19 protein-coding genes are annotated in these 21,868 nt (G+C 73.6%); 4 read left to right on the forward strand and 15 right to left on the reverse strand.

Annotated features, from left to right (window positions below; all coding sequences use genetic code 11):
- Window positions 1-41 precede the first annotated feature (41 nt).
- The 7 genes from ABT093_RS30695 to ABT093_RS30725 form a co-directional block, all read right to left on the reverse strand.
- The gene (locus tag ABT093_RS30695; RefSeq protein ID WP_350570012.1) at window positions 42-1,280 is read right to left on the reverse strand and encodes a hypothetical protein; all 1,239 of its coding nucleotides are present in this window, start codon (window positions 1,278-1,280) and stop codon (window positions 42-44) included.
- A gap of 136 nt (window positions 1,281-1,416) precedes the next feature.
- Window positions 1,417-1,911, reverse strand: coding sequence for a DUF3180 domain-containing protein (locus ABT093_RS30700; protein ID WP_350570014.1), 495 nt, complete (start codon window positions 1,909-1,911; stop codon window positions 1,417-1,419).
- A gap of 221 nt (window positions 1,912-2,132) precedes the next feature.
- Window positions 2,133-2,732, reverse strand: a complete 600-nt coding sequence (folK, locus tag ABT093_RS30705) for a 2-amino-4-hydroxy-6-hydroxymethyldihydropteridine diphosphokinase (RefSeq protein WP_350570016.1) — start codon at window positions 2,730-2,732, stop codon at window positions 2,133-2,135.
- Between the two features lie 58 nt (window positions 2,733-2,790).
- Window positions 2,791-3,150: a dihydroneopterin aldolase gene (folB, locus tag ABT093_RS30710; protein ID WP_350570091.1), complete on the reverse strand. Its 360-nt coding sequence runs from the start codon at window positions 3,148-3,150 to the stop codon at window positions 2,791-2,793.
- A gap of 258 nt (window positions 3,151-3,408) precedes the next feature.
- On the reverse strand, window positions 3,409-3,909 hold the full coding sequence (locus tag ABT093_RS30715) for a nuclear transport factor 2 family protein (RefSeq protein WP_502884350.1): 501 nt from the start codon (window positions 3,907-3,909) through the stop codon (window positions 3,409-3,411).
- Window positions 3,910-3,933: 24 nt separating this feature from the next.
- A complete protein-coding gene (folP, locus tag ABT093_RS30720; protein WP_350570019.1) occupies window positions 3,934-4,806 on the reverse strand; it encodes a dihydropteroate synthase in 873 nt (290 codons plus the stop codon).
- Between the two features lie 113 nt (window positions 4,807-4,919).
- Window positions 4,920-6,755 (reverse strand): phosphatidylglycerol lysyltransferase domain-containing protein, encoded by a 1,836-nt coding sequence (locus ABT093_RS30725; protein ID WP_350570021.1) that lies wholly within the window; start codon window positions 6,753-6,755, stop codon window positions 4,920-4,922.
- A 376-nt stretch (window positions 6,756-7,131) separates the two neighbouring features.
- Between ABT093_RS30725 and ABT093_RS30730 the strand changes: the two genes are divergently transcribed.
- The gene (locus ABT093_RS30730; RefSeq protein ID WP_350570023.1) at window positions 7,132-8,283 is read left to right on the forward strand and encodes an alpha/beta hydrolase; all 1,152 of its coding nucleotides are present in this window, start codon (window positions 7,132-7,134) and stop codon (window positions 8,281-8,283) included.
- Between the two features lie 144 nt (window positions 8,284-8,427).
- Complete coding sequence (locus tag ABT093_RS30735; RefSeq protein WP_350570024.1) at window positions 8,428-9,228, forward strand: ferritin-like domain-containing protein; 801 nt, start codon at window positions 8,428-8,430, stop codon at window positions 9,226-9,228.
- Window positions 9,229-9,271: 43 nt separating this feature from the next.
- On the opposite strand, the gene folE is transcribed toward ABT093_RS30735, so the two are convergent.
- The 6 genes from folE to dacB form a co-directional block, all read right to left on the reverse strand.
- Window positions 9,272-9,877 (reverse strand): GTP cyclohydrolase I FolE, encoded by a 606-nt coding sequence (folE, locus tag ABT093_RS30740; protein ID WP_030309924.1) that lies wholly within the window; start codon window positions 9,875-9,877, stop codon window positions 9,272-9,274.
- A 113-nt stretch (window positions 9,878-9,990) separates the two neighbouring features.
- A complete protein-coding gene (gene ftsH, locus ABT093_RS30745) occupies window positions 9,991-12,045 on the reverse strand; it encodes an ATP-dependent zinc metalloprotease FtsH (RefSeq protein ID WP_350570026.1) in 2,055 nt (684 codons plus the stop codon).
- 225 nt (window positions 12,046-12,270) lie between these two features.
- A complete protein-coding gene (gene hpt / locus ABT093_RS30750) occupies window positions 12,271-12,825 on the reverse strand; it encodes a hypoxanthine phosphoribosyltransferase (protein ID WP_049654051.1) in 555 nt (184 codons plus the stop codon).
- Window positions 12,826-12,896: 71 nt separating this feature from the next.
- The gene (gene tilS / locus ABT093_RS30755) at window positions 12,897-14,036 is read right to left on the reverse strand and encodes a tRNA lysidine(34) synthetase TilS (protein WP_350570028.1); all 1,140 of its coding nucleotides are present in this window, start codon (window positions 14,034-14,036) and stop codon (window positions 12,897-12,899) included.
- A gap of 245 nt (window positions 14,037-14,281) precedes the next feature.
- Window positions 14,282-15,463 carry an Rv3626c family coenzyme F420 biosynthesis-associated protein gene (locus ABT093_RS30760; RefSeq protein ID WP_350570030.1) on the reverse strand — a complete coding sequence of 394 codons (1,182 nt, stop codon included), beginning with the start codon at window positions 15,461-15,463 and terminating at the stop codon, window positions 14,282-14,284.
- A 726-nt stretch (window positions 15,464-16,189) separates the two neighbouring features.
- Window positions 16,190-17,890, reverse strand: coding sequence for a D-alanyl-D-alanine carboxypeptidase/D-alanyl-D-alanine endopeptidase (gene dacB, locus ABT093_RS30765; protein ID WP_350570032.1), 1,701 nt, complete (start codon window positions 17,888-17,890; stop codon window positions 16,190-16,192).
- A 77-nt stretch (window positions 17,891-17,967) separates the two neighbouring features.
- Here dacB and ABT093_RS30770 point away from each other — a divergent pair, with 77 nt between their 5' ends.
- Complete coding sequence (locus ABT093_RS30770) at window positions 17,968-18,459, forward strand: inorganic diphosphatase (RefSeq protein ID WP_063348256.1); 492 nt, start codon at window positions 17,968-17,970, stop codon at window positions 18,457-18,459.
- A gap of 220 nt (window positions 18,460-18,679) precedes the next feature.
- A complete protein-coding gene (locus ABT093_RS30775; protein ID WP_350570034.1) occupies window positions 18,680-19,354 on the forward strand; it encodes a biliverdin-producing heme oxygenase in 675 nt (224 codons plus the stop codon).
- Window positions 19,355-19,405: 51 nt separating this feature from the next.
- Here ABT093_RS30775 and ABT093_RS30780 read toward each other — a convergent pair whose 3' ends face one another.
- Window positions 19,406-19,615 (reverse strand): hypothetical protein, encoded by a 210-nt coding sequence (locus tag ABT093_RS30780; protein WP_350570035.1) that lies wholly within the window; start codon window positions 19,613-19,615, stop codon window positions 19,406-19,408.
- 543 nt (window positions 19,616-20,158) lie between these two features.
- On the reverse strand, window positions 20,159-21,829 hold the full coding sequence (locus ABT093_RS30785; protein WP_350570036.1) for an HtaA domain-containing protein: 1,671 nt from the start codon (window positions 21,827-21,829) through the stop codon (window positions 20,159-20,161).
- Window positions 21,830-21,868 lie beyond the last annotated feature (39 nt).

A 21,868-nucleotide genomic window follows, 5' to 3' on the forward strand; every position in this document is an offset into this window, starting at 1 on the left:
GCGGACGCTCTCCGTCCGCCCCGCGCCACCCGGCGGCCGCCTCAGCGCGAGGCGCGCAGCTCGGGGACCTCGATCTGCTCGGTCTCGTCGTGCGGGGTCAGGTCGACCACCTCGGGGTCGGCGTCCCCGACCTGCGGCAGCACCTGGGTCTCCGCCTCCGGGCCCGTCTCGGGGCCCGCCTGCGCCCGCACCGCCGCCTGCTCGCGCGTCCGCTGCCGCTCGCGTGCCTGCTCCTGCTCCCGCGCCTGGGCCGCGACCGCCTCGTCGCCGACCACGTCCGCCAGGTCCGCCCGCTCGCCGAGCTCCGCGACACTGCGCACGGCCGGCGCCGGAGCCGCCGCGCGGACCGCCGCGCCGGAGCCGCGGCCGAAGAAGCTGAAGCCCTGCGGGCGCGGGGCCGGGGAGGCCGCCGGACGCGGACGCTGCCGCTCGGCCGGCAGCACGGGCGGCGCGGTGGGCGCCCCGCCGAGCTGTCCGACGGTCGCCGTCAGCACCGGCCGGGCCGCAGCCGCGGGGGCGGGCTCAGCGGCCTGGGCCCCGGGGGCGGCGGGAGCCGGCGCGGACGGCGCCGTCCCGGGCGCGGGAACCGAGGGAGCGACCGGGGCCGGAACCTCCGGCGTGACCCGCCGCGGTGCCTGCGCGGACGTCGTCGCGGGCGCCGTCCGCGCGCGCAGCGCGACCTCCGCACCCGCCGCCGCGCGCTCCGCCTCCCGCCGGGCCTCCTGCTCGCGCCGCGCCTCCTGCTGCGCCGCCCGCCGCTCCAGCTGCCGCAGCACGGCCGCGGCGCGGACGTACGCGGCCGGGCTCGCCGGGTGCCTGGGGCGGCTCGCGGCGAGCGCCCGCTGGGCCGCCTCGGCCTCCTTGAGCGCCTGCTCGGCGACCATCACGGCCCGCTCCTTGAGCAGCCGGGCGATCTCCGTCTCGGCCTTCGCCAGCCGGGACTTCTCGGCGGTCAGCCGCCGCCCGAACCGGGTCGCCCGCTCCTCGGCCACCTCGGCCGCGTACTCGGCCTCGGCGAGTTGCTCCTCGAAGCGCTCCTCGGCCCGCAGCCGCTGCGCGACGGAGACCTCGGCCGCGGCCCGCGCGGCCCGGTCGCGCTGGCGCAGCAGGACGGCGAACCCGAGGGTGGCGAGCACCGCGGCCGCGCCCACCGAGCGGACCAGCACGGTGTCCTGACTGAAAAGCAGCGCCCCCAGCGCGGCGACGATGAGCACGCCGGCGGCGGTGGGGGGAAAGACCCGGCCGAGGACGGAGGAATGACGGTGGCGTCCGCGAGACATGCCAAGAAACTAGCGTGCGAATTGGGGCCGTGTCAGCCCAGGGTCCGGTTCGGCCCTTGACACCGCGCCGGTTTTACCGGACGCATCCGGAAAATCACTCAAGATCACCGAAAAGCCCCTGGTCAGCGCGGTCCGATCAGCGGTGCGTGGCCGCCGGCCCGTGACCGCCCGGGTCGTCGTGGTTCTCCGGCAGCCGGCAGACGTGCTGCAGCCAGAGCGCCACCGCGATCACGGCCGCGCCGGCCAGCACCGCGAAGCCCGCGGTGATCGCCTGGTCCTTGCGGGCCGGCACGTCCAGCTCGCCCAGCAGGTAGATCCCGGCGCCCGCGTAGACCCCGGTGACCACCGCCGAGACCAGCGCGCTGGCCTGGGCGAGCACCACCGCCCGGGCCGCGCCCAGCGGGTCCACCCGCTTCGCCCCGGGCTGCCGCTCGCGCGCCGCCTTCAGCCGCGAGCGCAGCGAGAGCGCGGTCGCGAGCAGGATCACCGCCACCGCGGCCAGCACCACCGGCGCCGCGCCCGGCACCGCGGGCAGCGTGTCCAGGGAGGCCCACAGTTTGGCGCCGGCCCAGGACAGCGCCGTCGCGGCGGCGGTGATGCCGATCAGCAGACGGAGGCGAAGCAGCTTCACTCGGACGGGGTCCTTTCCCGGGCGGCGGGCGACGGGTGACGACGGGGCCGGCCGCCCCGGGCGGGTGCGGCGGCGTCAGGCCACCGTACCGGGCCCGGCCCGCGAAGGCCCCGGACCGCGGGCGCCCGCCCGGGACCGGGACGGACACCAGGTGGACGGCCGGCGGCCCCGCCGGAGTTCCCCGGCCCGCGGCCCGGCCGGGAACGCCCCGCCCGGGCGGGCTACTCCGGCAGCGTCAGCCGGATGTCCTCGCGCCGCCGCACGCCCTGCGCGTCCGGGCCGCCGAGCGCCGCCAGCAGCCCGGCCACCGGGCCGTGCCCGGGCACCTCGGCGTCCGGCTGGGCGTCCAGCCAGGGGGCGAGCACGAAGGCCCGCTCGTGCGAGCGCGGGTGCGGCAGCAGCAGCTGCGGGTCCTCGCTCAGGACGCCCTCGTAGGCCAGGATGTCGACGTCCAGGGTGCGCGGGCCCCAGTGGACGGTGCGGACCCGGCCGAAGGCGTCCTCGATCGCGTTGCCGCGCTCCAGCAGGTCGCGCGGCGGCAGCGTGGTGCGCAGCACCACCACCGCGTTGTAGTAGGCCGGCTGCTCGGCGGGACCGCCCACGGCGTCCGTCTCGTACACCGCGGAGACGGCCTTGACCTTGAGCCCGGGGGTGTCGGCGAGCGCGTCCACGGCCCCCTGGAGGGTCTCCAGGCGGTTGCCCAGGTTGGAGCCGAGGGCGACCACGGCGAAGCGCTGGCTGTGCAGGGTGGTGTCGACCGAGTCCACCCGCTGCTCCAGGTCGAAGGCGCTCGGCGCGGCGGTCGGGTCACTTGTGGTCATCGGACTTCCCCTATGGCTGAACCGGGCCCTGCGCAGGGCACCGGACGGACGGTGCGGGTCATCCGCGGGTCCGGTGGATGGTCACGGTCACGTCGTCGAACGGCACGGTGATCGGGGCGTCCGGCTTGTGGACGGTCACCTCGACCTCCTCCACCGGCTCGTGCTTCAGGCACTGGTCGGCGATCCGCTGGGCCAGGGTCTCGATCAGCTCGACCGGCTCGCCGGCGATGATCGCGGTGACCTCCTCGGCCACGATGCCGTAGTGCGCCGTGCGGGTCAGGTCGTCGTCCGCGGCGGCGGGACGGGTGTCCAGGTACAGCACCAGGTCCACCACGAAGGTCTGGCCCTCGGCCCGCTCCCGCTCGAAGACACCGTGGTGGCCGCGGGCACGCAGGCCCCGCAGGGTGACGCGGTCCAGCAAACGAATCACTGCTCCCAGTCGGACGGGCCCCGCCCCGGAGGACGGTGGCGGGCAGGGCGGAGACGGGCGTCGCGCCCGCCGCCGAACTATTCGAATCTACCCGCGCGCGCCGACAACACCCGACCGTCCTACCCGGCACGAACCGTCGCCACGCGCACCGGAATGGCGATTGACGTGAACGTTCGGTGACCTTCCGGGAATTCCCCGGCCACCGGCCGGCGACGTTTTCCGGCGATTTCCCGCCGGGGCCCGGAATCAGTCCTCGTCGTCCTCGTCGGCGCTGGTCAGAACGGGTGAACCGTGGTGCGACCAGATTTTCCACCCGGCCGGGGTGCGCCGGAAGAGATTGGTGGACACGACCTTTCCGCCGACCAGCGGCCCGAGCTCGCCCTCCTCCTCGGCCTCGCCGCCGGAAAGGATGTTCTCGGTGCACGTGACAAGGGCCACATCGCCGTGCACCTCCGCCTCCTCGTCGGTGAGGATGAACTGGATGTACTCGGTGTTCGCCATGATCAGCATGTACGAGCGGGTCACCTGGGCCCGTCCGCGCAGCACCGGCCACCCGGGGTGGACGCAGACCACTCCCCCCTTGTCGTCCGCCTCGCCGGCGCCCAGCCAGGCGTCCTCGACCGCCGCGAGGTCGCCGGTCTCCAGCGCCTCGTAGAGCGCCCGGTTGGCGGCCAGGACCGCCTCCCGGTCCGCCCCGCCGGCCCGTCGGCCCGCCGTCTCCCCGCTCAACCTGCCGTCACCCGCCATGACCCTCCCGTCTTCGCCAAGCGCTCACCCGTGCCGGGCCGCGCGCTGCCAGGCCGCGACCACCCGGACGGCGTCCGCCGTGCCGGACACGTCGTGCACCCGCACCGCCCAGGCGCCGGCCTGTGCCGAGAGCACCGACACCGCGGCGGTCGCGTCGTCGCGCTCCCGGGCCGGGCGCAGCTCCCCGGTTTCCGGGTCGGCCAGCAGCGTACCCAGGAACCGCTTGCGGGATGCGGCGACCAGTACGGGCCGGCCGAGCGCGGTGAGCGCGTCGAGCCGGCCGAGCAGCGCCCAGTTGTGCTCGGAGGTCTTGGCGAAGCCGAGCCCCGGGTCGAGGATCAGCTGGTCCTCCTTGACCCCGGCGGCCAGCAGCGCCTCGACCCGGGCGGACAGCTCGCCGACCACGTCGGCGACCACGTCGCCGTAGACGGCCAGCCGGTCCATGTCGGCGGACTGCCCGCGCCAGTGCATCACCACGAACGGCGCGCCGGTCTCGGCCACCACCCGGGCCATCGCCGGGTCGGCCAGGCCTCCGGAGACGTCGTTGACGACCAGCGCGCCGGCCTCGACGGCCCGCTCGGCCACCGAGGCCCGCATGGTGTCGACGGAGACCGCCACGCCGGCGGCGGCCAGCTCGCGCACCACCGGGACCACCCGGCGCAGCTCCTCCTCCTCGGGGACGCGCTGCGAGCCGGGGCGGGTGGACTCGCCGCCGACGTCGACCAGGTCGGCGCCCCGGGCACGCAGCGCGAGCCCGTGGGCGATCGCCTTGGCGGGGTCGTGCCACAGCCCGCCGTCCGAGAAGGAGTCGGGAGTCACGTTGACCACGCCCATGACGGCGCAGCGGTCGAGCCGCGGCAGTCCGGGCGGCAGCGAAAAGGGCGCCGAATTGCTCATAACCCCATTATCTGACCCACCGCCTCCGGTCACCCGGCACCCACCCCCCGCAACGCCGCCGGCCCCCGCCGAGGAGCGTCCTCGGCGGGGGCCGGCGGTGTCACGGGCACGGCTCAGGCGGCCTCGGTGACCTCCGGGCGGGCACCGCCCGGCAGCAGCCCCTGGCGCTGCGGCTTGCGGCCGAAGCGGGGCATGCCCAGCGTGATGAAGGCCTCCGCCTGCATCGCGGCGAAGCCGATCCGGGGCAGGTCGCGGCTGTTCGGGAAGACCAGGAAGCGGGGCTCCCACTCCGGCTGGAACTTCGCGTTGAACTTGTACAGCGATTCGATCTGGAACCAGCGCGACAGGAACACCAGCAGCCCGCGCCAGGCGCGCAGCACCGGCCCGGCGCCGATCCGCTCGCCGCGCGCCAGCGCCGAGCGGAACATCGCGAAGTTCAGCGACACCCGGCGCACGCCCATCGCGGGGACGGCCTGCAGCGCGGCCACGATCAGCAGCTCGTTCAGGCCCGGGTCGGCCGCCCGGTCCCGGCGCATCAGCTCCAGCGAGATGCCGTCCCGGCCCCAGGGCACGAAGTGCAGCACGGCCTTGAGGTCGTCGCCGCCCTCGCCCTCCTCGGGCTCCTTGTGGGCGGTGACCACCACGCAGTCGTCGTCGCCCGGGTCGCCGAAGCGGCCGAGCGCCATCGAGAAGCCGCGCTCGGTGTCGGTGCCGCGCCAGCGGGCCGCGGCGTCGGCGATCCGCTGCTTCTCCTCCAGGGACAGCTCGGCCACCCGGCGGACCTTGCAGGAGTAGCCGTTGCGCTCGATCCGCTTGACCATCTGACGGACGTTGCGCATCGCCCGCCCGGCGAGCGAGAAGGTCGCGGTGTCGACGATCGCCTCGTCGCCCAGCTCCAGCGCGTCCAGCCCCGCCTCGCGGGTCCAGACCTCGCCGCCGACCTCGCTGCAGCCCATCACGGCCGGCACCCAGGCGTGCTCGCGGGCCTCGGCCATGAACACCTTGATCGCGCCGGGCCAGGCCTCGACGTCGCCGACCGGGTCGCCGGAGGCGAGCATGACGCCGGAGACCACCCGGTAGGAGATCGCCGCCTTGCCGGTGGGCGAGAACAGCACGCTCTTGTCCCGGCGCAGCGCGAAGTAGCCGAGCGAGTCCCGCTCGCCGTGCCGCTCCAGCAGCGCCCGGACCTTCTCCTCGTCCTCGGCGGTCAGCTCCGGCTTCGGCTTCTCCGGCCGCAGCGCCAGGTACGTGGTGGTGAGGGCGGTGATCAGGCCCATCGCGCCGAGCAGGTAGCCGACCAGGTCCTCGATCCGGTCCGAGTTGTAGTGCACCGGGCCCTCGAAGCCGAAGAGCCCGTAGACCACGTGCTCCAGCCGCTGGTACAGGCCCGGATGCCCCAGCTCGTACTTGGTGCGGGTGCTCACGATCAGCAGGCCGAGCAGGACGCCGACGCTCCCGAGCACCACCAGGTTGACCACGGCGCGCCAGCGGGTGCGCGGATCGGCCTTGGCGTAGAACTCGCGCCGGTGGACCAGCATGACCACGAACAGCACCAGCGAGACGACCGCCGGGCCGAGCTGGTGCCAGCGCAGCAGGTGCAGCGCGGCGCCGACCGGCAGCAGCACGCAGACCGCGCGCCAGGCCCGCCGCTTGCGCCGGCGCAGCGCGTGCGCGAGCAGCACCAGCAGCAGGCCGATCATCAGGGTCCCGGCGGCGGCCAGGGTGGTGGTGCCGCCCGGCAGCTGTCCGGCGAAGGTGTGCACCCTGGTGTGCCGCAGCTTGGGGAACACCGCGCTGGCGATGTCCACCAGACCGATCAGCAGACAGGCGTAGCCGACCGCACCGGGGAGCCAGGCCCTCGGGACGGCGGCCGCTTGGGTACGAAGCGTCTGCAGGCCGCGGCGGCGCGGCGGCTCGGGGCTCGGCTCAACGGACACGGGAACGCTCATGGGGGTTCAGCGTAGAGGCTGTGGAGGGGTGTCCGGTCACTCCCGGGCGGGAGCCGTGATGGACCTTCATGCCTTTTCCTTCATCAGGCAATACGCACACCAAGGAACCGGCAACGAAGGGTAAACCGGCGCCCTGGGGCGCTGCGAATTGAGCCGAGGGGTGGGTGCCGGAGCCCCTCACCGCGTGGCGCGACGGGCCCCCGCGCACGTCCTACGTACGGTGGACGCCGCATTTTAGGGCGCCGGTTGCGCGTGCGCGCCGTCGGCCTCCCGGGCCCTCCCCGGCGTCCGGACAGCCTAGCCGCGGTGGCCCCACCTGACGCACCGCCAGACGATGAAGCCTGCACCGACAGTGTCCCACCGGAAGGCCGACGGCATGGAACTGACCAGCGACGCGCTGATGAACTCGCTGCTTGCCCTGGGTTCGGCGGCACTCGCCACCACCCTCTGGGTCTGGCCGAGACTGGCGCGCCAGCGGCCGCTGCCGGTGCTCGGCCGAATGGGTCTGCTGACGGTCACTCAGGCCTCGGTGCTGGCGGTACTGGCGCTCAGCGTCAACAACTCCTTCGGGTTCTACACCTCATGGGACGACCTGCTCAGTCCCGGCGGCACCGAGCTCGCCCTCACCAGCAGCGAGAACCACCAGGGCGCCGCGGCCGGCGACACCCTGCTCGTACCGACGAACGAGGGCGGCATGGAGACGATCGGGGACCTGCCCAAAGGGGCACCCGAGGAGGTCGGCAGGGTCGAGTCGGTCCGGGTCACCGGCAAGGAGACCGGACTGTCCGACCAGATGTTCGTCTACCTGCCGCCCGAGTACTTCGACCCGAAGCTCGGCCTGACCCGCTTCCCGGTGCTGCTGGCCGTCGCCGGCTACCCGGGCACCACGCTCAACCTGATGAAGGACCTGCCGGTCATCCAGACCGCCGCGGAGCTCCAGCGCTCCGGGAAGATGCAGCCGGCCATCGTGGTCCTGGCCCGCCCGACCCTCACCCCGCCGCGCAACACCGAGTGCGTGGACGTCGCCGGCGGCCCGCGCACCGAGACCTGGTTCACCAAGGACGTCCCCGAGGCGCTGCACTCCGCCTACCGGATCGGCCGCTCCCCCGCCTCCTGGGGCGTCTTCGGCTACTCGACCGGCGGCAGCTGCGCGCTGCGGCTGGCGATGCGCTTCCCGAACGTCTTCGGCAGCGCGGGCGGGCTGCACGCCGACTTCAAGGTCAACGAGGACCAGTTCACCGGCGGCAGCCTGTTCGGCGGGGACCGGGCGCTGGCCGATCAGAGCGACCTCGCCTGGCGGCTGCAGAACCTGCCGGCCCCGCCGCTGTCGATGCTGGTGGTCTCCACCCGCAAGGAGAGCGACTACCCGCAGACCGTCCAGTTCGTCGAGCTGGCCCAGCAGGTCGCCGCCGCCAACCCGCAGTTCCAGGTGGAGTCGATGTACCTGGACGACGGCGGCCACAACTTCGAGAGCTGGGTGCGCGAGCTGCCCGCCTCGCTGGAGTGGATGGGCCACCACCTGGGCTGACCCCGGGCCCGGCGGGGACGGGCCTTAGGACACCTGAGTGATTACCGGCCGGTCGGGCGAGGGCGCCGCCGCCGCGGGGGGAGGTATCTCGACCGCCCGGCCGAACGACGGCCGGCGCCGCCCCGGATCCGGGCAGGAGGCCCCATGCTCAGCACCCGATCACTCTTCGACGAGATCTACCGCAACGACGAGGCCTACCAGCTGTTCTGCAGCATCGCCGCCGGCGGCGAGGACCAGGGCGGGTGGGAGAACGAGCGGATCACCGAGCTCACCCGCGACCCGGTGCTCGCCCCGAAGATCGCCCGGCACGGCGCCGACGAGCGCAAGCACGGCCGGATCTTCACCCAGTTGCTCCACAAGCGCGGCCTGCCGAAGGTCGCCGTACCCGCCGAGGCCGACTACTGCATGCTGCTGGAGCGCCAGGGCGTGGGCCTGGCCCACGAGCGGCTGACCACCGCGGTCCCGCTGACCGACCGGGAGATCATCACCTACCTCGCGCACAGCCGGGTCACCGAGCAGCGCGCGGCCGAGCAGATGCGCCAGCTGGTCAAGGTCTACGGGGAGAACCCGGACCTCGGCCGGGCGATGCGGATGATCTCGGCGGACGAGGACAACCACCTCGCCTACTGCCACGAGGAGCTGCTGCGGCTGACCGCCGAGGGCCACGGCCCGTACATCCGGCACGTGCTGGAGACCAGCGCCCGCGGCGAGATCCGCACCCACCGGGACGTCGGCCTGGCGGTGACGTCCCGGATGGCGGGGATCCTCGGCTGGCCGCGCTGGCAGCTGGCCGTGGTCATGGCCGGCGTGCACGCGCTCTACCTGTACGACCTGCTGTACGGCTGGCGGCGGATGGTGCGGCTGCGGATGCCGGTGCGCCGCAACGCGCTGGGCACCCCGGCACCGCCGCACACCGAGCCGGAGCACGAGCACGAGCCGATCTGACCGGCCCCCGCCCGTGCGGGCCCGCGGGGTGGCCGGGGCCCGGTCAGCGCCCGATGATGAGGCTCATCGCCTCGGCCCGGGTGGCCGGGTCGCGCAGCTGCCCGCGCACGCAGGAGGTGATGGTCTTGGCGCCGGGCTTGCGGATGCCGCGCATCGACATGCACATGTGCTCGCACTCGACCACGACGATCGCCCCGCGCGGCTCCAGGATCCGCATCAGCGCGTCGGCGACCTGGCTGGTGAGCCGCTCCTGCACCTGCGGCCGGCGGGCGTAGACGTCGACCAGCCGGGCCAGCTTGGACAGGCCGGTGATCTTCCCGCTGGTCGACGGGATGTAGCCGACGTGCGCGACGCCCCGGAACGGCACCAGGTGGTGCTCGCAGACGGAGGTCAGCTCGATGTCCTTGACCAGCACCATCTCGTCGTGGCCGAGGTCGAAGGTGGTGGTCAGGACGTCCTCGGGCTCCTGCCACAGGCCCGCGAATATCTCCTTGTAGGCCCGCGCGACCCGCGCCGGGGTCTCCAGCAGGCCCTCGCGGTCCGGGTCCTCCCCGACCGCCAGCAGCAGCTCGCGGATCGCGTTCTCGGCCCGCTTCTGGTCGAAGGTGCCGACGGCGGGCGGACCGTCGAGCGTCACCGGGTCGATCATGCAGGCCTCGCTAACTGGTTGACGAACGTGGGTTGAACAGCACGGATGCCGCGCCTCCAGGGTACAAACCCCGGTGACGCGGCATCCATTCCGTCGGGTGCCGGCGCTGCGGCTCAGCCCTCGGCGGGCGGGTCGACCGGCAGCGGCGGGAGCTTCACCACGTCGGCCGGACCGGCCTCGGCGGCGGTGGTGGCGCCGTTGGTGAGCGCCAGCTCCTTGGGCGACTGCACCGGCGGGCGGGTGGACGGCGTCCGGCGGGCGGAGCCGGTCCACGCCGGACGGGCCGGGCGCTTGACGATGGGCGCGAAGACCTCGGCGATCTGCTCCTTGTTGAGGGTCTCCTTCTCCAGGAGTTCCAGGACCAGGTTGTCGAGCACGTCGCGGTTCTCGACCAGGATCTCCCAGGCCTCGTTGTGCGCGGCCTCGATGAGCTTCTTGACCTCCTCGTCGACCAGCCCGGCGACCTCCTCCGAGTAGTCGCGCTGGTGCCCCATCTCACGGCCCAGGAACGGCTCCGAGTTGTCGCTGCCGAACTTGATCGCGCCCAGCCGCTCGGTCATGCCGTACTGGGTGACCATGGCCCGCGCGGTGGCGGTGGCCTTCTCGATGTCGTTCGAGGCGCCGGTGGTCGGGTCGTGGAAGACCAGCTCCTCCGCCGCGCGCCCGCCCAGCATGTAGGCCAGCTGGTCGAGCATCTCGTTGCGGGTGGTGGAGTACTTGTCCTCGTCCGGCAGCACCATGGTGTAGCCGAGGGCCCGGCCGCGGGACAGGATGGTGATCTTGTGCACCGGGTCGCTGTACTGGCAGGCCGCCGCGACCAGGGCGTGACCGCCCTCGTGGTACGCGGTGATCTTCTTCTCCTTGTCGGACATGATCCGCGTGCGCTTCTGCGGACCGGCCACGACGCGGTCGATCGCCTCGTCCAGGATGTTGTTGTCGATCAGCTTCTTGTCCGAGCGGGCGGTCAGCAGCGCCGCCTCGTTCAGGACGTTCGACAGATCGGCACCGGTGAAGCCGGGGGTGCGCTTGGCGACGGCCGAGAGGTCGACGTCGGGCGCGATCGGCTTGCCCTTCTGGTGCACCTTGAGGATGTCCAGACGGCCCTGGAGGTCGGGGCGCTCGACCGCGATCTGGCGGTCGAAGCGGCCCGGGCGCAGCAGCGCCGGGTCCAGGATGTCCGGGCGGTTGGTGGCGGCGATCAGGATGACGCCGCCCTTGACGTCGAAGCCGTCCATCTCGACCAGCAGCTGGTTGAGGGTCTGCTCGCGCTCGTCGTGGCCACCGCCGAGGCCCGCACCGCGGTGCCGGCCGACGGCGTCGATCTCGTCGACGAAGACGATCGCCGGGGCGTTCGCCTTGGCCTGCTCGAAGAGGTCGCGGACGCGGCTGGCGCCGACACCGACGAACATCTCGACGAAGTCCGAGCCGGAGATCGAGTAGAACGGCACGCCGGCCTCGCCCGCGACGGCGCGCGCCAGCAGGGTCTTGCCGGTACCGGGCGGGCCGTAGAGCAGCACGCCCTTGGGGATCTTGGCGCCGACGGCCTGGAACTTGGCCGGCTCCTGCAGGAACTCCTTGATCTCGTGGAGCTCCTCCACCGCCTCGTCGGCGCCGGCGACGTCGGCGAAGGTGGTCTTCGGGGTGTCCTTGGTGAGCAGCTTCGCCTTGGACTTGCCGAACTGCATGACGCGCGAGCCGCCGCCCTGCATCTGGTTCATCAGGAACAGGAAGACCAGCACGATGATCACGATGGGCAGCATCGACAGCAGCAGGCTGACGAGGGTGCTCTGCTTCTCCGGGCTGATGGTGTAGCCCTCGGAGAGCGTGCTCTGGTCGTTGTCGTTGATCTGGGCCTGCAGCTTGTCGGCGATCGCGACACCCTGGTCGCCGATGTACGAGGCCTGGAACTTGCTGCCGGACTGCGGCTTGCCGGTGCCCACGGCGGGCAGCTTGGCGCCGTCCTTCAGCTGGATCTTGATGGTGTTCGAGTCACCCGTGGTGATCTGCGCCGACTTGACCTGCTTCGCGTCGATCGCTGCGACGACCTGCCCGGTGTCCACCGTCTTGAAGCCGTTCGAATCCGAAACGACCTGCATCAGCACGATGACGGCGAGGACGGCCAGCACGATCCACATGATCGGCGCACGGAAGTATCGCTTGACGTCCATCCATGCGGGGCGTTGCCGCCCCGTCCCTCCTGCCACTCAACGGCGCCGCGTGGCTGTGGGCCGCCGGCGCATTCGGTCACTGCTCATGTGAAGAGCGGTTCATTGGACCGTACCGCAGTACGCCCCCCGCGTGGCGGGAGCACGGCGATACGACGTTCTTCTATGGTCCCCCGGATCCAACGGGCGGGAACAGGCTCCTGTTCCCGTCCGTCGTCCGAACGGGTCTCAGCCGCCGTAGACGTGCGGGGCGAGGGTGCCGATGAACGGCAGGTTGCGCAGCTTCTCCGCGTAGTCGAGGCCGTAGCCGACGACGAACTCGTTGGGGATGTCGAAGCCGACGTACTTGACGTCGATCTCGACCTTCGCGGCGTCCGGCTTGCGCAGCAGGGCACAGACCTCCAGCGAGGCCGGGCCGCGCGAACCCAGGTTGCCGAGCAGCCAGGACAGGGTCAGACCGGAGTCGATGATGTCCTCGACGATCAGGACGTCACGGCCGGCGATGTCGGTGTCGAGGTCCTTCAGGATCCGCACCACACCGGACGACTTCGTGCCCATCCCGTAGGAGGAGACGGCCATCCAGTCCATGGTCACCTGCGAGTGCAGGGTGCGGGCGAGGTCCGCCATGACCATCACGGCACCCTTGAGGACGCCGACGATCAGCAGGTCCTTGCCTGCGTAGTCCCGGTCGATGCGCTCGGCCAGCTCCAGGAGCTTGGCGTCGATCTCGTCCTTGCTGATGAGCACCTTCGCGAGGTCAGCGCCCATGTCGTTCTGGTCCACCGGGGATACGTCCTCAAACGTGTCGGGGTCTGGATGGCCGGCGGCCGGCTCCCCCGGGGCATGCCAGCCCGTCAGTCGCCCTGTCGCCGAAAGACCAGCGTGCCACACCGCCGGGTCGCTTCGACGCCCCCGGGTAGGTGCAGCGGTCCCTGTCCGCGCCATCCGGTGACCAGCAGGTCGATCGTTTCCAGGTGCCGGGCGAAGAGGTCCCCGGCGGGGCAGCCCGCCCGCAGCGCGGCCCGGCGCAGCACCCGGCGGCGCACGGCGGGGGGCAGTTCGGCCAGTTTCACGGCGTCCAGCGTGCCCTCGCCCGTCCGGATGTCGCGCTCGGCGAGCGCGGCCCACTGGTCGAGCGCGTCGGCGTCGTCGCGGAACAGCCGGGCGGTGCGGGCGAGCGCCTCGACCACGCCGCCGCCCAGGTGCTTCTCCAGCACCGGGAGCACCTCGTGGCGGACCCGGGAGCGGGTGTAGGCCGGGTCGCAGTTGTGCGGGTCGTCCCAGACCGGGATCGCCTGGGCGGAGCAGGCCTGCCGGGTGGCGGCCCGGTCCAGCTCCAGCAGCGGGCGGCGGTAGCGGCCCTTCTGGGCCGGCATGCCGGCCAGCGAGCGGGAACCCGAACCGCGGGCCAGGCCCAGCAGCACCGTCTCGGCCTGGTCGTCGCGGGTGTGGCCGAGCAGGACGGCGAGGGCGCCGTGGCGCTCGGCGGCCTCGTCCAGCGCCGCGTAGCGGGCGTCCCGGGCGGCGGCCTCGGGCCCGCCGTCCCGGCCGACCCGCACGGCGACCGCCTCGACCGGCTCCAGGCCCAGCTCGCGCAGCCGGCCGGCGACCTGGTCGGCGCGCTCGGCGGAGCCCGGCTGCAGGCCGTGGTCGACGGTGACGGCGCCGACCCGCAGGCCGATCTTGGGGGCCTCGAAGGCGGCCGCGATGGCGAGGGCCATGGAGTCCGCGCCGCCACTGACGGCGACCAGGACGAGCGGCGAGCCGGGCGCGGCGGGGGTGCGGGGCAGCCCGGACGGGTGGCGGTGGGCGTTGCCGATCAGCGTGGTGCCGACGGCGGCGGGCAGCGCGGCGGCGGCCAGCGGCACGCCGCCGGTGCGCTCGCGCGGCTCCCGGACGGGCGCGGTGAAGGTGGAGCCGGCCTCGGCGGCGAGGTCGGCGAGGGTGCGGCGAACGGCCAGGCGTATCGCGGCGACGGCGGGGTGAGGGCCCACGGCGACGACTCCTCGGCGGAGGGGGGACAGGACGACGGTGGGCGCGGCGGGGGACCGCGCATCCGTGAGCACCCTGTTACCGGGCGCTCACAGATGGTGGCAGAAAGGAGGCACCCGCTACGCCACCCGCGCCTCCAGTACGACCACGGTCCCACGTTCGGGTGAATGAAGAAACGTATCTTCACCCGCCATGTGCACGGCTGGACCACCCGTACGAACGGGTTTCGGCGGCCCGCCTCGCCGTCTCACCGCGCGACGCGGGCCACCCAGGCGGCGGGGTCGTGGATCTCCTCCTTGGTCGGCAGGGTGTTCGGCGAGGTCCAGACCCGGTTGAAGCCCTCCATGCCGACCTGCTCGACGACGCCCCGGACGAAGACCGCGCCGTCCTGGTACTGGCGCAGCTTGGCGTCCATGCCGAGCAGCCGGCGCAGCACCAGGTCGAGCCGGTTGGCACCGCGGTCGCGGCGCTGCTGGAACTTCTCGCGGATCTCGGCGACGCTCGGCACCACGGCCGGGCCCACCCCGTCCATCACCACGTCCGCGTGCCCCTCCAGCAGGGACATCACGGCGGTCAGCCGGCCGAGGATCTCCCGCTGGGCGGGCGACTGGACGATCTCCAGCAGGCCGGCCGAGGCGGCGTTGTCGCCCCGGGCGCCGCCCAGGCCCGGCAGCCCGGCCCCCAGCGAGCCGGCGGCGTCGCGCAGCCGCTCCAGCAGCGCACCCGGGTCGACGTCCGTCTCGGCCAGGAAGGACTGCACCTCGGACTGGATGTGGTCGCGCAGCCAGGGCACCGCGGTGAACTGGGTGCGGTGGGTCTCCTCGTGCAGACAGACCCAGAGCCGGAAGTCGGCCGGGTCGACGTCCAGCTCCCGCTCCACGTGCACGATGTTCGGCGCCACCAGCAGCAGCCGCCCGGGGCCGGGGCCCTCGGGGCCCAGACGCGGCTTGTCGAACAGCGCGGCCGGGCTGTCCGGCGCCTCCAGTGAGGGCTCGGCCGGGGCGAAGGTCTCGTACTGGCCGAGCACCTTGGTGGCCAGGAACGCCAGCAGCGCACCGACCTCGATGCCGGTGGCCTTCTCCCCCACCGTGCCGAACACCGCGGAGGCCGACCCGTTCGTCCGGCGCGCCTGCAGCTTCTCCACCAGCGGCTGCACGATGGTGCGGAAGCCCGCCACGTTGGCCCGCACCCAGCCGGGCCGGTCCACGATCAGCACCGGGGTCGCGGCCGCCTCGGCCAGGCTGCTGGAGCGCATGCCGGTGAACTCCCGGACGTGCTCCTCGGCCGCCAGGGCGTGCCGGCGCAGTTCGGCGACCACCGCGGCCGCCTCGGCCCGGCTCACCTCCGGCCCCGGCCGCACCAGCCTGGTCGCGGTCGCGACCGCGAGATTCCAGTCGACCATGTCGGCACCGCCGCTCGCGCTCGTCATGCCCTCACCGTACGTGCTCCCGCTCGCCTGGGGGAGCCGGTACGGCCGGTCCATGGCCACCCGGCGACCACCCATCCGGCCGGGACGTACCCGCACCGGACCCGCGCCATGCCACCACCCCCACCCGGGGGCGGCCCGACTCGCCTGCCCCCGCACGGAGTTGCGGTTCCCTCACCACCGCGGCCCTCCGACGACGCGCTCCACGGAACGGCGACCCCCACCCCGGCACCCGCCGACGCCCCGGGGCGTGCGGTCCTCGCCGAAGCTCGGCCCCACCTCGGGACAGGACGCCGACGCGGGCCCGGCACGCAACTCCCGCCAGAACCACGACCACCCCGCGGCTGCGCCCTCCCATGGCGCGCGGATTCCGCCGGGGCTGCGGCCGCCCGGCGTCCGCGCCCTCCCGCGCCCGCCTGCCGCTGGGCGGAGGGCGGTCCGGCCGAGCCGGTCGCGTGGAGCACCGCCGGCGCTCGCGGGAGGGAGTGCGGGGCGCCGGGTGCGACGCGGGCCGGTGCACGGTTCGGGGTGAGCCGGGCATGGCCGGGCCCGGAGGCCCGGCTCAGCGCCCCGGCGGGCCGGTCGGCCCCTGCCTGCCCGAACGGCAGGCGCCCGCCACGTCGGCTCCGTCGTCCTCGTCTGTCGGCTGGGCCTTCTCTTTCGGAGGTCACCGCCGATGCACGCACTCCACCGACGCCCGCTGAGCCGACGTGATCCGAAGGAAAGGGCCTAGTGGCAGCCGCAGGCGGCCAGGCGGGCCACGACGCGGTCCATGGCCGTGCGGGCGGTGTCGGCGGGGGCGGTGGTGCGGGTCATCAGGGCGAAGGTGAGCAGGCGGCCGTCGGCGTCCACGACGGTGCCCGCCAGGGTGTTGACGCCGCTCAGGCTGCCGGTCTTGGCGCGGACCAGGCCGGCCGCGTCGGCGGCGCCCGAGGTGGAGCCGAAGCGCTTGCCGAGGGTGCCGGTGAACCCGGCGATCGGCAGGCCGGTCAGCACCGGCCGCAGCGTCGGGTGCTGCGCGGAGGCGGCGAGCGCGAGCAGCTTGACCAGGGCGACCGGCGGGACCGCGTTGCCGGTGTGCAGGCCACTGCCGTCGTTGAGCACCACGCCGGTGGTCGGCACGCCGAGCCGGGCGAGTTCCTGGGTGACGGCGGTGGCGGCGCCCTCGAAGCTGGCCGGCTGGCGGGCGGCGAGCGCGGCCTGCCGGGCGATCGCCTCGGCGAGGGTGTTGTCGGAGGTGGTCAGCAGCCGCTCGACCAGCCGGGCCACGGTGGGCGAGTCGACCCGGCCCAGCACGGGGGCGTCGGCGGCGGCCGGGGCGGCGGCCTGCTTCGCCTTGCTCTGGACGGTGATGCCCTGGGCCTTGAGCAGGGCGGCGAAGGCCTCGGCGGCCGACTCCGCCGGGTTGGGGACGCGGGCGGGCGCGTCCTCGCGGCTCTTCGGGTCGACCTTGCCCTCGTCGACCATCAGCGGCGTCACCGCGGCGATGTTCTCGCCGTCGTGGTTCTTGTGCAGCGGGCTGCCGGTGTAGAGCGAGACGTCGTAGTCGAGCACGACGGTGGTGGTGCCCTCGCCCTTCAGCGCGGCGGCGGTCTGCCGGGCCAGCGCGTCCAGCGAGGCGGGGGCGGTGTCCTGGTCGGCGGGGACGCCGCCGATCTGCACCTGGTCGGCGGGGAGCGCGGTCAGCGTCGGGTCACCACCACCCACGAGGGTGATCCCTCCGGTGGCCGTGTTCTTGACGACCCGGGTGGTCAGCCGGGTGTCACCGGGGATCAGCGACAGGGCCGCGACCGCGGTGGCCAGCTTGGTGGTGGACGCCGGGGTGGCGGCGGTGTTCTCCCCGCTCCCGTAGAGGAGTTGGCCGTCGGCGGCGTCCGCGACGGCGAGGCCGTAGGTCCCGAGGTTCTTGTCGGCGAGCACGGAGGCGAGCGCCTGCTGGAGGCCCTGGGCGGTGGGCAGGCCGGTGCCCGGCCCGGCCTCGGCGGCGGCCAGCACCGTCCCGGCGGGGGCCGGGCGGACGGCTCCGGTGGGCTTGGCGGCGGCCGGAGCGGTGGAGGCGCCGGAGGGCCCGGTGGTGCCCGTGGTTCCGGCGGTGCCGTTGGGGCCCGGCGCACCGGGGGCGGCGGTGGTCCCGGTGGCGCTCGTGGACGGGTGGGGCGACTCGCCGCCCCGGTGCCCCGGGCGGTTGCCCTTGTCCCCCTGGCCGCCCTGGCCGCCCCTGTCGTCGTGCCGGCCGTTGCCCTCGTCCTCGTCCCCCTGGGCGTTCCCGGTGGACCGGCCGCCCGGGGAGGCCGATCCCGTCGGCGTCGCGGACGGCTGCGCGTACGCACCACCCGTGCCGAGCACCGTCCCGGCGACCAGCAGCGCCGCCCCGAACAGCCCGGCGGCCGTCCCCCCGCGTCGGTTCCCCGACCCAGCCCCTGCACGCACCGACCCGGCCCCTTTCCTGAGCACTCACTCCCGTAGGAGACACTTGGATTCTGTCAGTCCCTACCTTGGAGGAACCGTTGGAGTTCGACGTCCTTATCGAAATCCCGAAGGGCTCTCGTAACAAGTACGAGGTCGACCACGAGAGCGGCCGCCTGCGGCTCGACCGGATGCTCTTCACCTCGACCCGCTACCCGGCCGACTACGGCTACGTCGAGGGCACGCTCGGCGAGGACGGCGACCCGCTGGACGCCCTGGTCATCCTGGACGAGCCGACCTTCCCGGGTTGCCTCATCAAGTGCCGCGCCATCGGCATGTTCCAGATGACCGACGAGGCCGGCGGCGACGACAAGCTGCTCTGCGTCCCGGCGACCGACCCGCGCTGGGAGCACCTGCGGGACATCCACCACGTCTCGGAGTTCGACCGCCTGGAGATCCAGCACTTCTTCGAGGTCTACAAGGACCTGGAGCCGGGCAAGTCGGTCGAGGGTGCCAACTGGGTCGGCCGCGCCGAGGCCGAGGCCGAGGTCACCGCGTCGATCAAGCGCCTGGCGGAGCAGGGCGGTCACTGAGCCGTCGTGCCCATCTCGTCCGTCCGGCGGTCCGTCCGCCGAGGCGCTTCGGGGTAGGTCGAGGCAGTCGGAGGCCGGGATTCGCGGAGTCGTTCCGCGGGTCCCGGCCTTCGCCGTTCCCGGGGGCCGGCGGTTCTTCCCGACACCCTGTCGGCATGACGTGAGCTTAGGTTAGGCTAACCAAAGCAATCGGGGGCGTACTCGATCTCTGGAGGCCCGCATGCCCATACCCGAGCAGCCCGTCGTCCCGTTCTCCACCGTGCTGCGCACCGCCAGCAGTGCCGAGCACGAGGCCGCGGAACAGTCGTCCTTCATGAGCCGGCTGCTCGGCGGGCACCTGGGAATCGACGCCTACGCCGACCTCACCGGCCAGCTCTGGTACGTCTACCGCGCGCTGGAGGAGCGGACCGCCGAGCTGTCGGAACACCCGGTGGCCGGGCCGTTCATCGACCCCGCGGTGCTGCGGACCGACGCCATCGAGCGCGACCTGGCCCACCTGCGGGGCCCGCGGTGGCGCGAGGGGCTCGCCCCGCTGCCCGCCACCGCCGCCTACGTCGCGCGGCTGGAGGAGCTGGCGGCCGAGTGGCCGGCGGGGTACGTCGCGCACCACTACACCCGCTACCTGGGCGACCTGTCGGGTGGTCAGATCATCCGAGGCATCGCCGAGAAGACCTGGGGCTTCGAGCGCAAGGGCGACGGCGTGCGGTTCTACGTCTTCGAGCAGGTCGACAACCCGGCCGCGTTCAAGCGCGACTACCGGGCCAAGCTGGACGCCGCCGGGCTGGCCATGGACGAGGTCGAGCGCCGCCGGGTGGTCGAGGAGTGCAAGCGCGCCTTCCAGCTGAACGGCGCCCTCTTCCGCGACATGGACACCCGGTACCCGCTGAGCGCCTGAACAACCGAACGACCGATCGTGAGCGGGAAGTCGGCCGGGCCGACTTCCCGCTCACGGGTGGTCGGGCAGGTCGGTGAGCCGTTCGATGCGGAGCACCGCCTCGTCCGCGCCGAGCCCGGTCGGGGTCAAGACGGCCTCGAAGTACTCCAGGAGGCCGAAGCGGGCCGGCTTGGCGCGCTGCTGATCGGGATCCCCATGGGTGAGAACGGCCAGGCGCGGTCCTCGGGGAAGGTGTTTCAGGGCCTCCAGGCACGGCCGCACGTCGGGGTAGCACCGCCAGGACTCCTCGAAACACCGTGAGGTAGCGCTCGGCGATCCGGGCGTCCAGCAGGCCGGGGTCCGTCGGAACCGGCTCGCCGAGCGCGGACAGGAAGGCGCGGCGGCTGCGTCGGTGGTGCTCGGCGAAGGAGCACCGGCCGGCCAGGTACTCCCGCATGTGGCGCGCCTCCAGCGCCCACCACAACGACGTCAACTCCCCCGGCGAAGCCGTCGCGTTGGGCGCGTCCTGGACAATCCGGCCGATCGTCTCGAAGACCGCGCTCCGGTGATCGACCAGGGTGCCGTCCAGATCGAAGACGATCACATCCGCCCTCCGGCGATCATCCCGTGGCGCCCGTCCCTGGCGCCAGGGGTCCACACGGCGCAGGCACGCGCGCGGGAAGTCGACGGGGCCGACTTCCCGCGCGAGCCCGGTGGGCCTCGCTCAGGCCGGGCGAGGCCCACCGGAAGCTGTCCGGCGGGTGGGCAACCCGCCTGCCGGAGCAGGAAGTCGGACCCGCCGACTTCCCACTCCGGACCTTCGGATCAGGCGCTGGTGGACTTGCGGTGGCGGGCCAGGGCGGTGGCACCGCCGCCGAGCAGGAGCAGACCGGCGGCGGTGGCCAGGAGGGGGGCCACCGGGGTGGAGGAGCCGGTGGCGGCGAGCGAGCCGGGGGCACCGGCCGTCGTGCCTCCCGTGGTGGTCAGGGAGGCGCCGCCGACCGTGCCGGTGCCGCTGCCGCCGGCGCCCCCGGTGGAGCCGGTCGTGCCGGTCGCACCGGTCGCACCGGTCGTGGTGCCGCCCGCCGTGCCGCCGGTGGGCTGGGTGGTGGGCAGCTGGGCGTTCTTGTCGAAGGCCAGCGAGACGGTGACCGGGTCGAGGGCCTCGCCCGCCTTGTAGTTGGCGAAGGCCGGAACGCCCTCGGCGGTCAGGGTGGCCGGGACGGCGTCGAGCGTCACCACGCCGTTGACCGGGGCGAGGTTCGCCCTGGAGAGGTCGAGCTTCGCGATCCGGGCGCCGGACAGCGAAGTCGTCTTCCCGTCCAGGGACTTGGCGGTGACGTCGGCCGTCAGGTAGGCGCCGTCCTTGGAGATGCTCAGGCCGAGCTTGGAGAGGGCGGTGTCGAGCTGGTATCCGCCACCGGCGGCCGGGTGTCCCAGGAAGCGCACCGAGCCGGCGAAGCCCGCCGACAGCGCGTGGCTCTTGGTGTTGTAGCTGCCGCTGGCGCCGCCGAAGCGGTAGTCGGCCGCGCCGCCGCCGAACTCGACCTTGCCGTTGGCCACCGGGCTCTGCAGGTACTTGCGGAAGCTCTCCTTGACCTGCCAGTCCAGAGTTCCGTTGACGACGGCGAGTTCACCGTTGCCGCCGGGAGCGGTGGACGGGGACGAGGTCACGGACGGCGAGGAGGTGGCCGTCGGGGACTGCGTGGCGGCCGGCGAGGCAGTGGCCGTGGGCGAGGCTGTTGCGGACGGCGTGGCGGTGGCTGTGGGCTCGGCGGTCGGCGAGGCGGTCGCGGTGGGCTCGGCGGTCGGAGTGGCCGTCGCCGTCGCCGTCGGAGTGGCCGTAGGCGTGGCCGTAGCGGTGGGGGTGGCCGTCGGGGACGGGGTGGCCGGGCTCTGCTTGAGCAGCAGCGCCAGCGGATCCATGTCCGCCCCGGCCTGGTAGAAGCCCGCGAACGCCTTGGCCCCCTCCTCCGTCAGCTTCGCCGCCGTCGGCACGCCCGTCGTGGTGTCCCGGCCGACGGTGAAGGTCACCAGCGGCACGTCGTCCCGCTTGGTGACCTCCGTCGCGCCCGTCGACTCCTTGGAGGCGGTGTCGGCGGTCAGCGTGCCGGCCGTCCCCGCCGTGGTGATCTTCAGATCGCTCAGCGCGACGTCCAGCGCGCCGTGGTGGGCGGTGAACCGCACCCCGCCGGTGAAGGCCGAGGTCAGGACGTGCGTCCCCAGGTCGTAGCGCGCGCTCGCCAGCCCGAAGTGGAAGGTCCCGTCGGCGTTGGTGGTCGCGCCGCCGCTCAGCTCCACCGCGCCCTGGCCGACCGGGCCGGTGACGTAGTTGCGGAAGCCGGCCTTCACCCCCCAGTCCAGCGCGCCGGTGTCGTACGTGACGCTGCCCGGCGCGCCGGCGCCGAAGGCCAGGGCCGGGGCACCGAAGGCGGTCAGGCCGAGGCCGGCGGTGACGGCGGCCAGGGCGGCCAGCCGGGTGCGGTTGCGGGACATGGGGGAACTCCGATCGATGAGCGGGGGAAGCGGGTGTGG

Origin of the sequence: Kitasatospora sp. NPDC002551 (assembly GCF_040296005.1) — a bacterium.
GTDB lineage: Bacteria > Actinomycetota > Actinomycetes > Streptomycetales > Streptomycetaceae > Kitasatospora.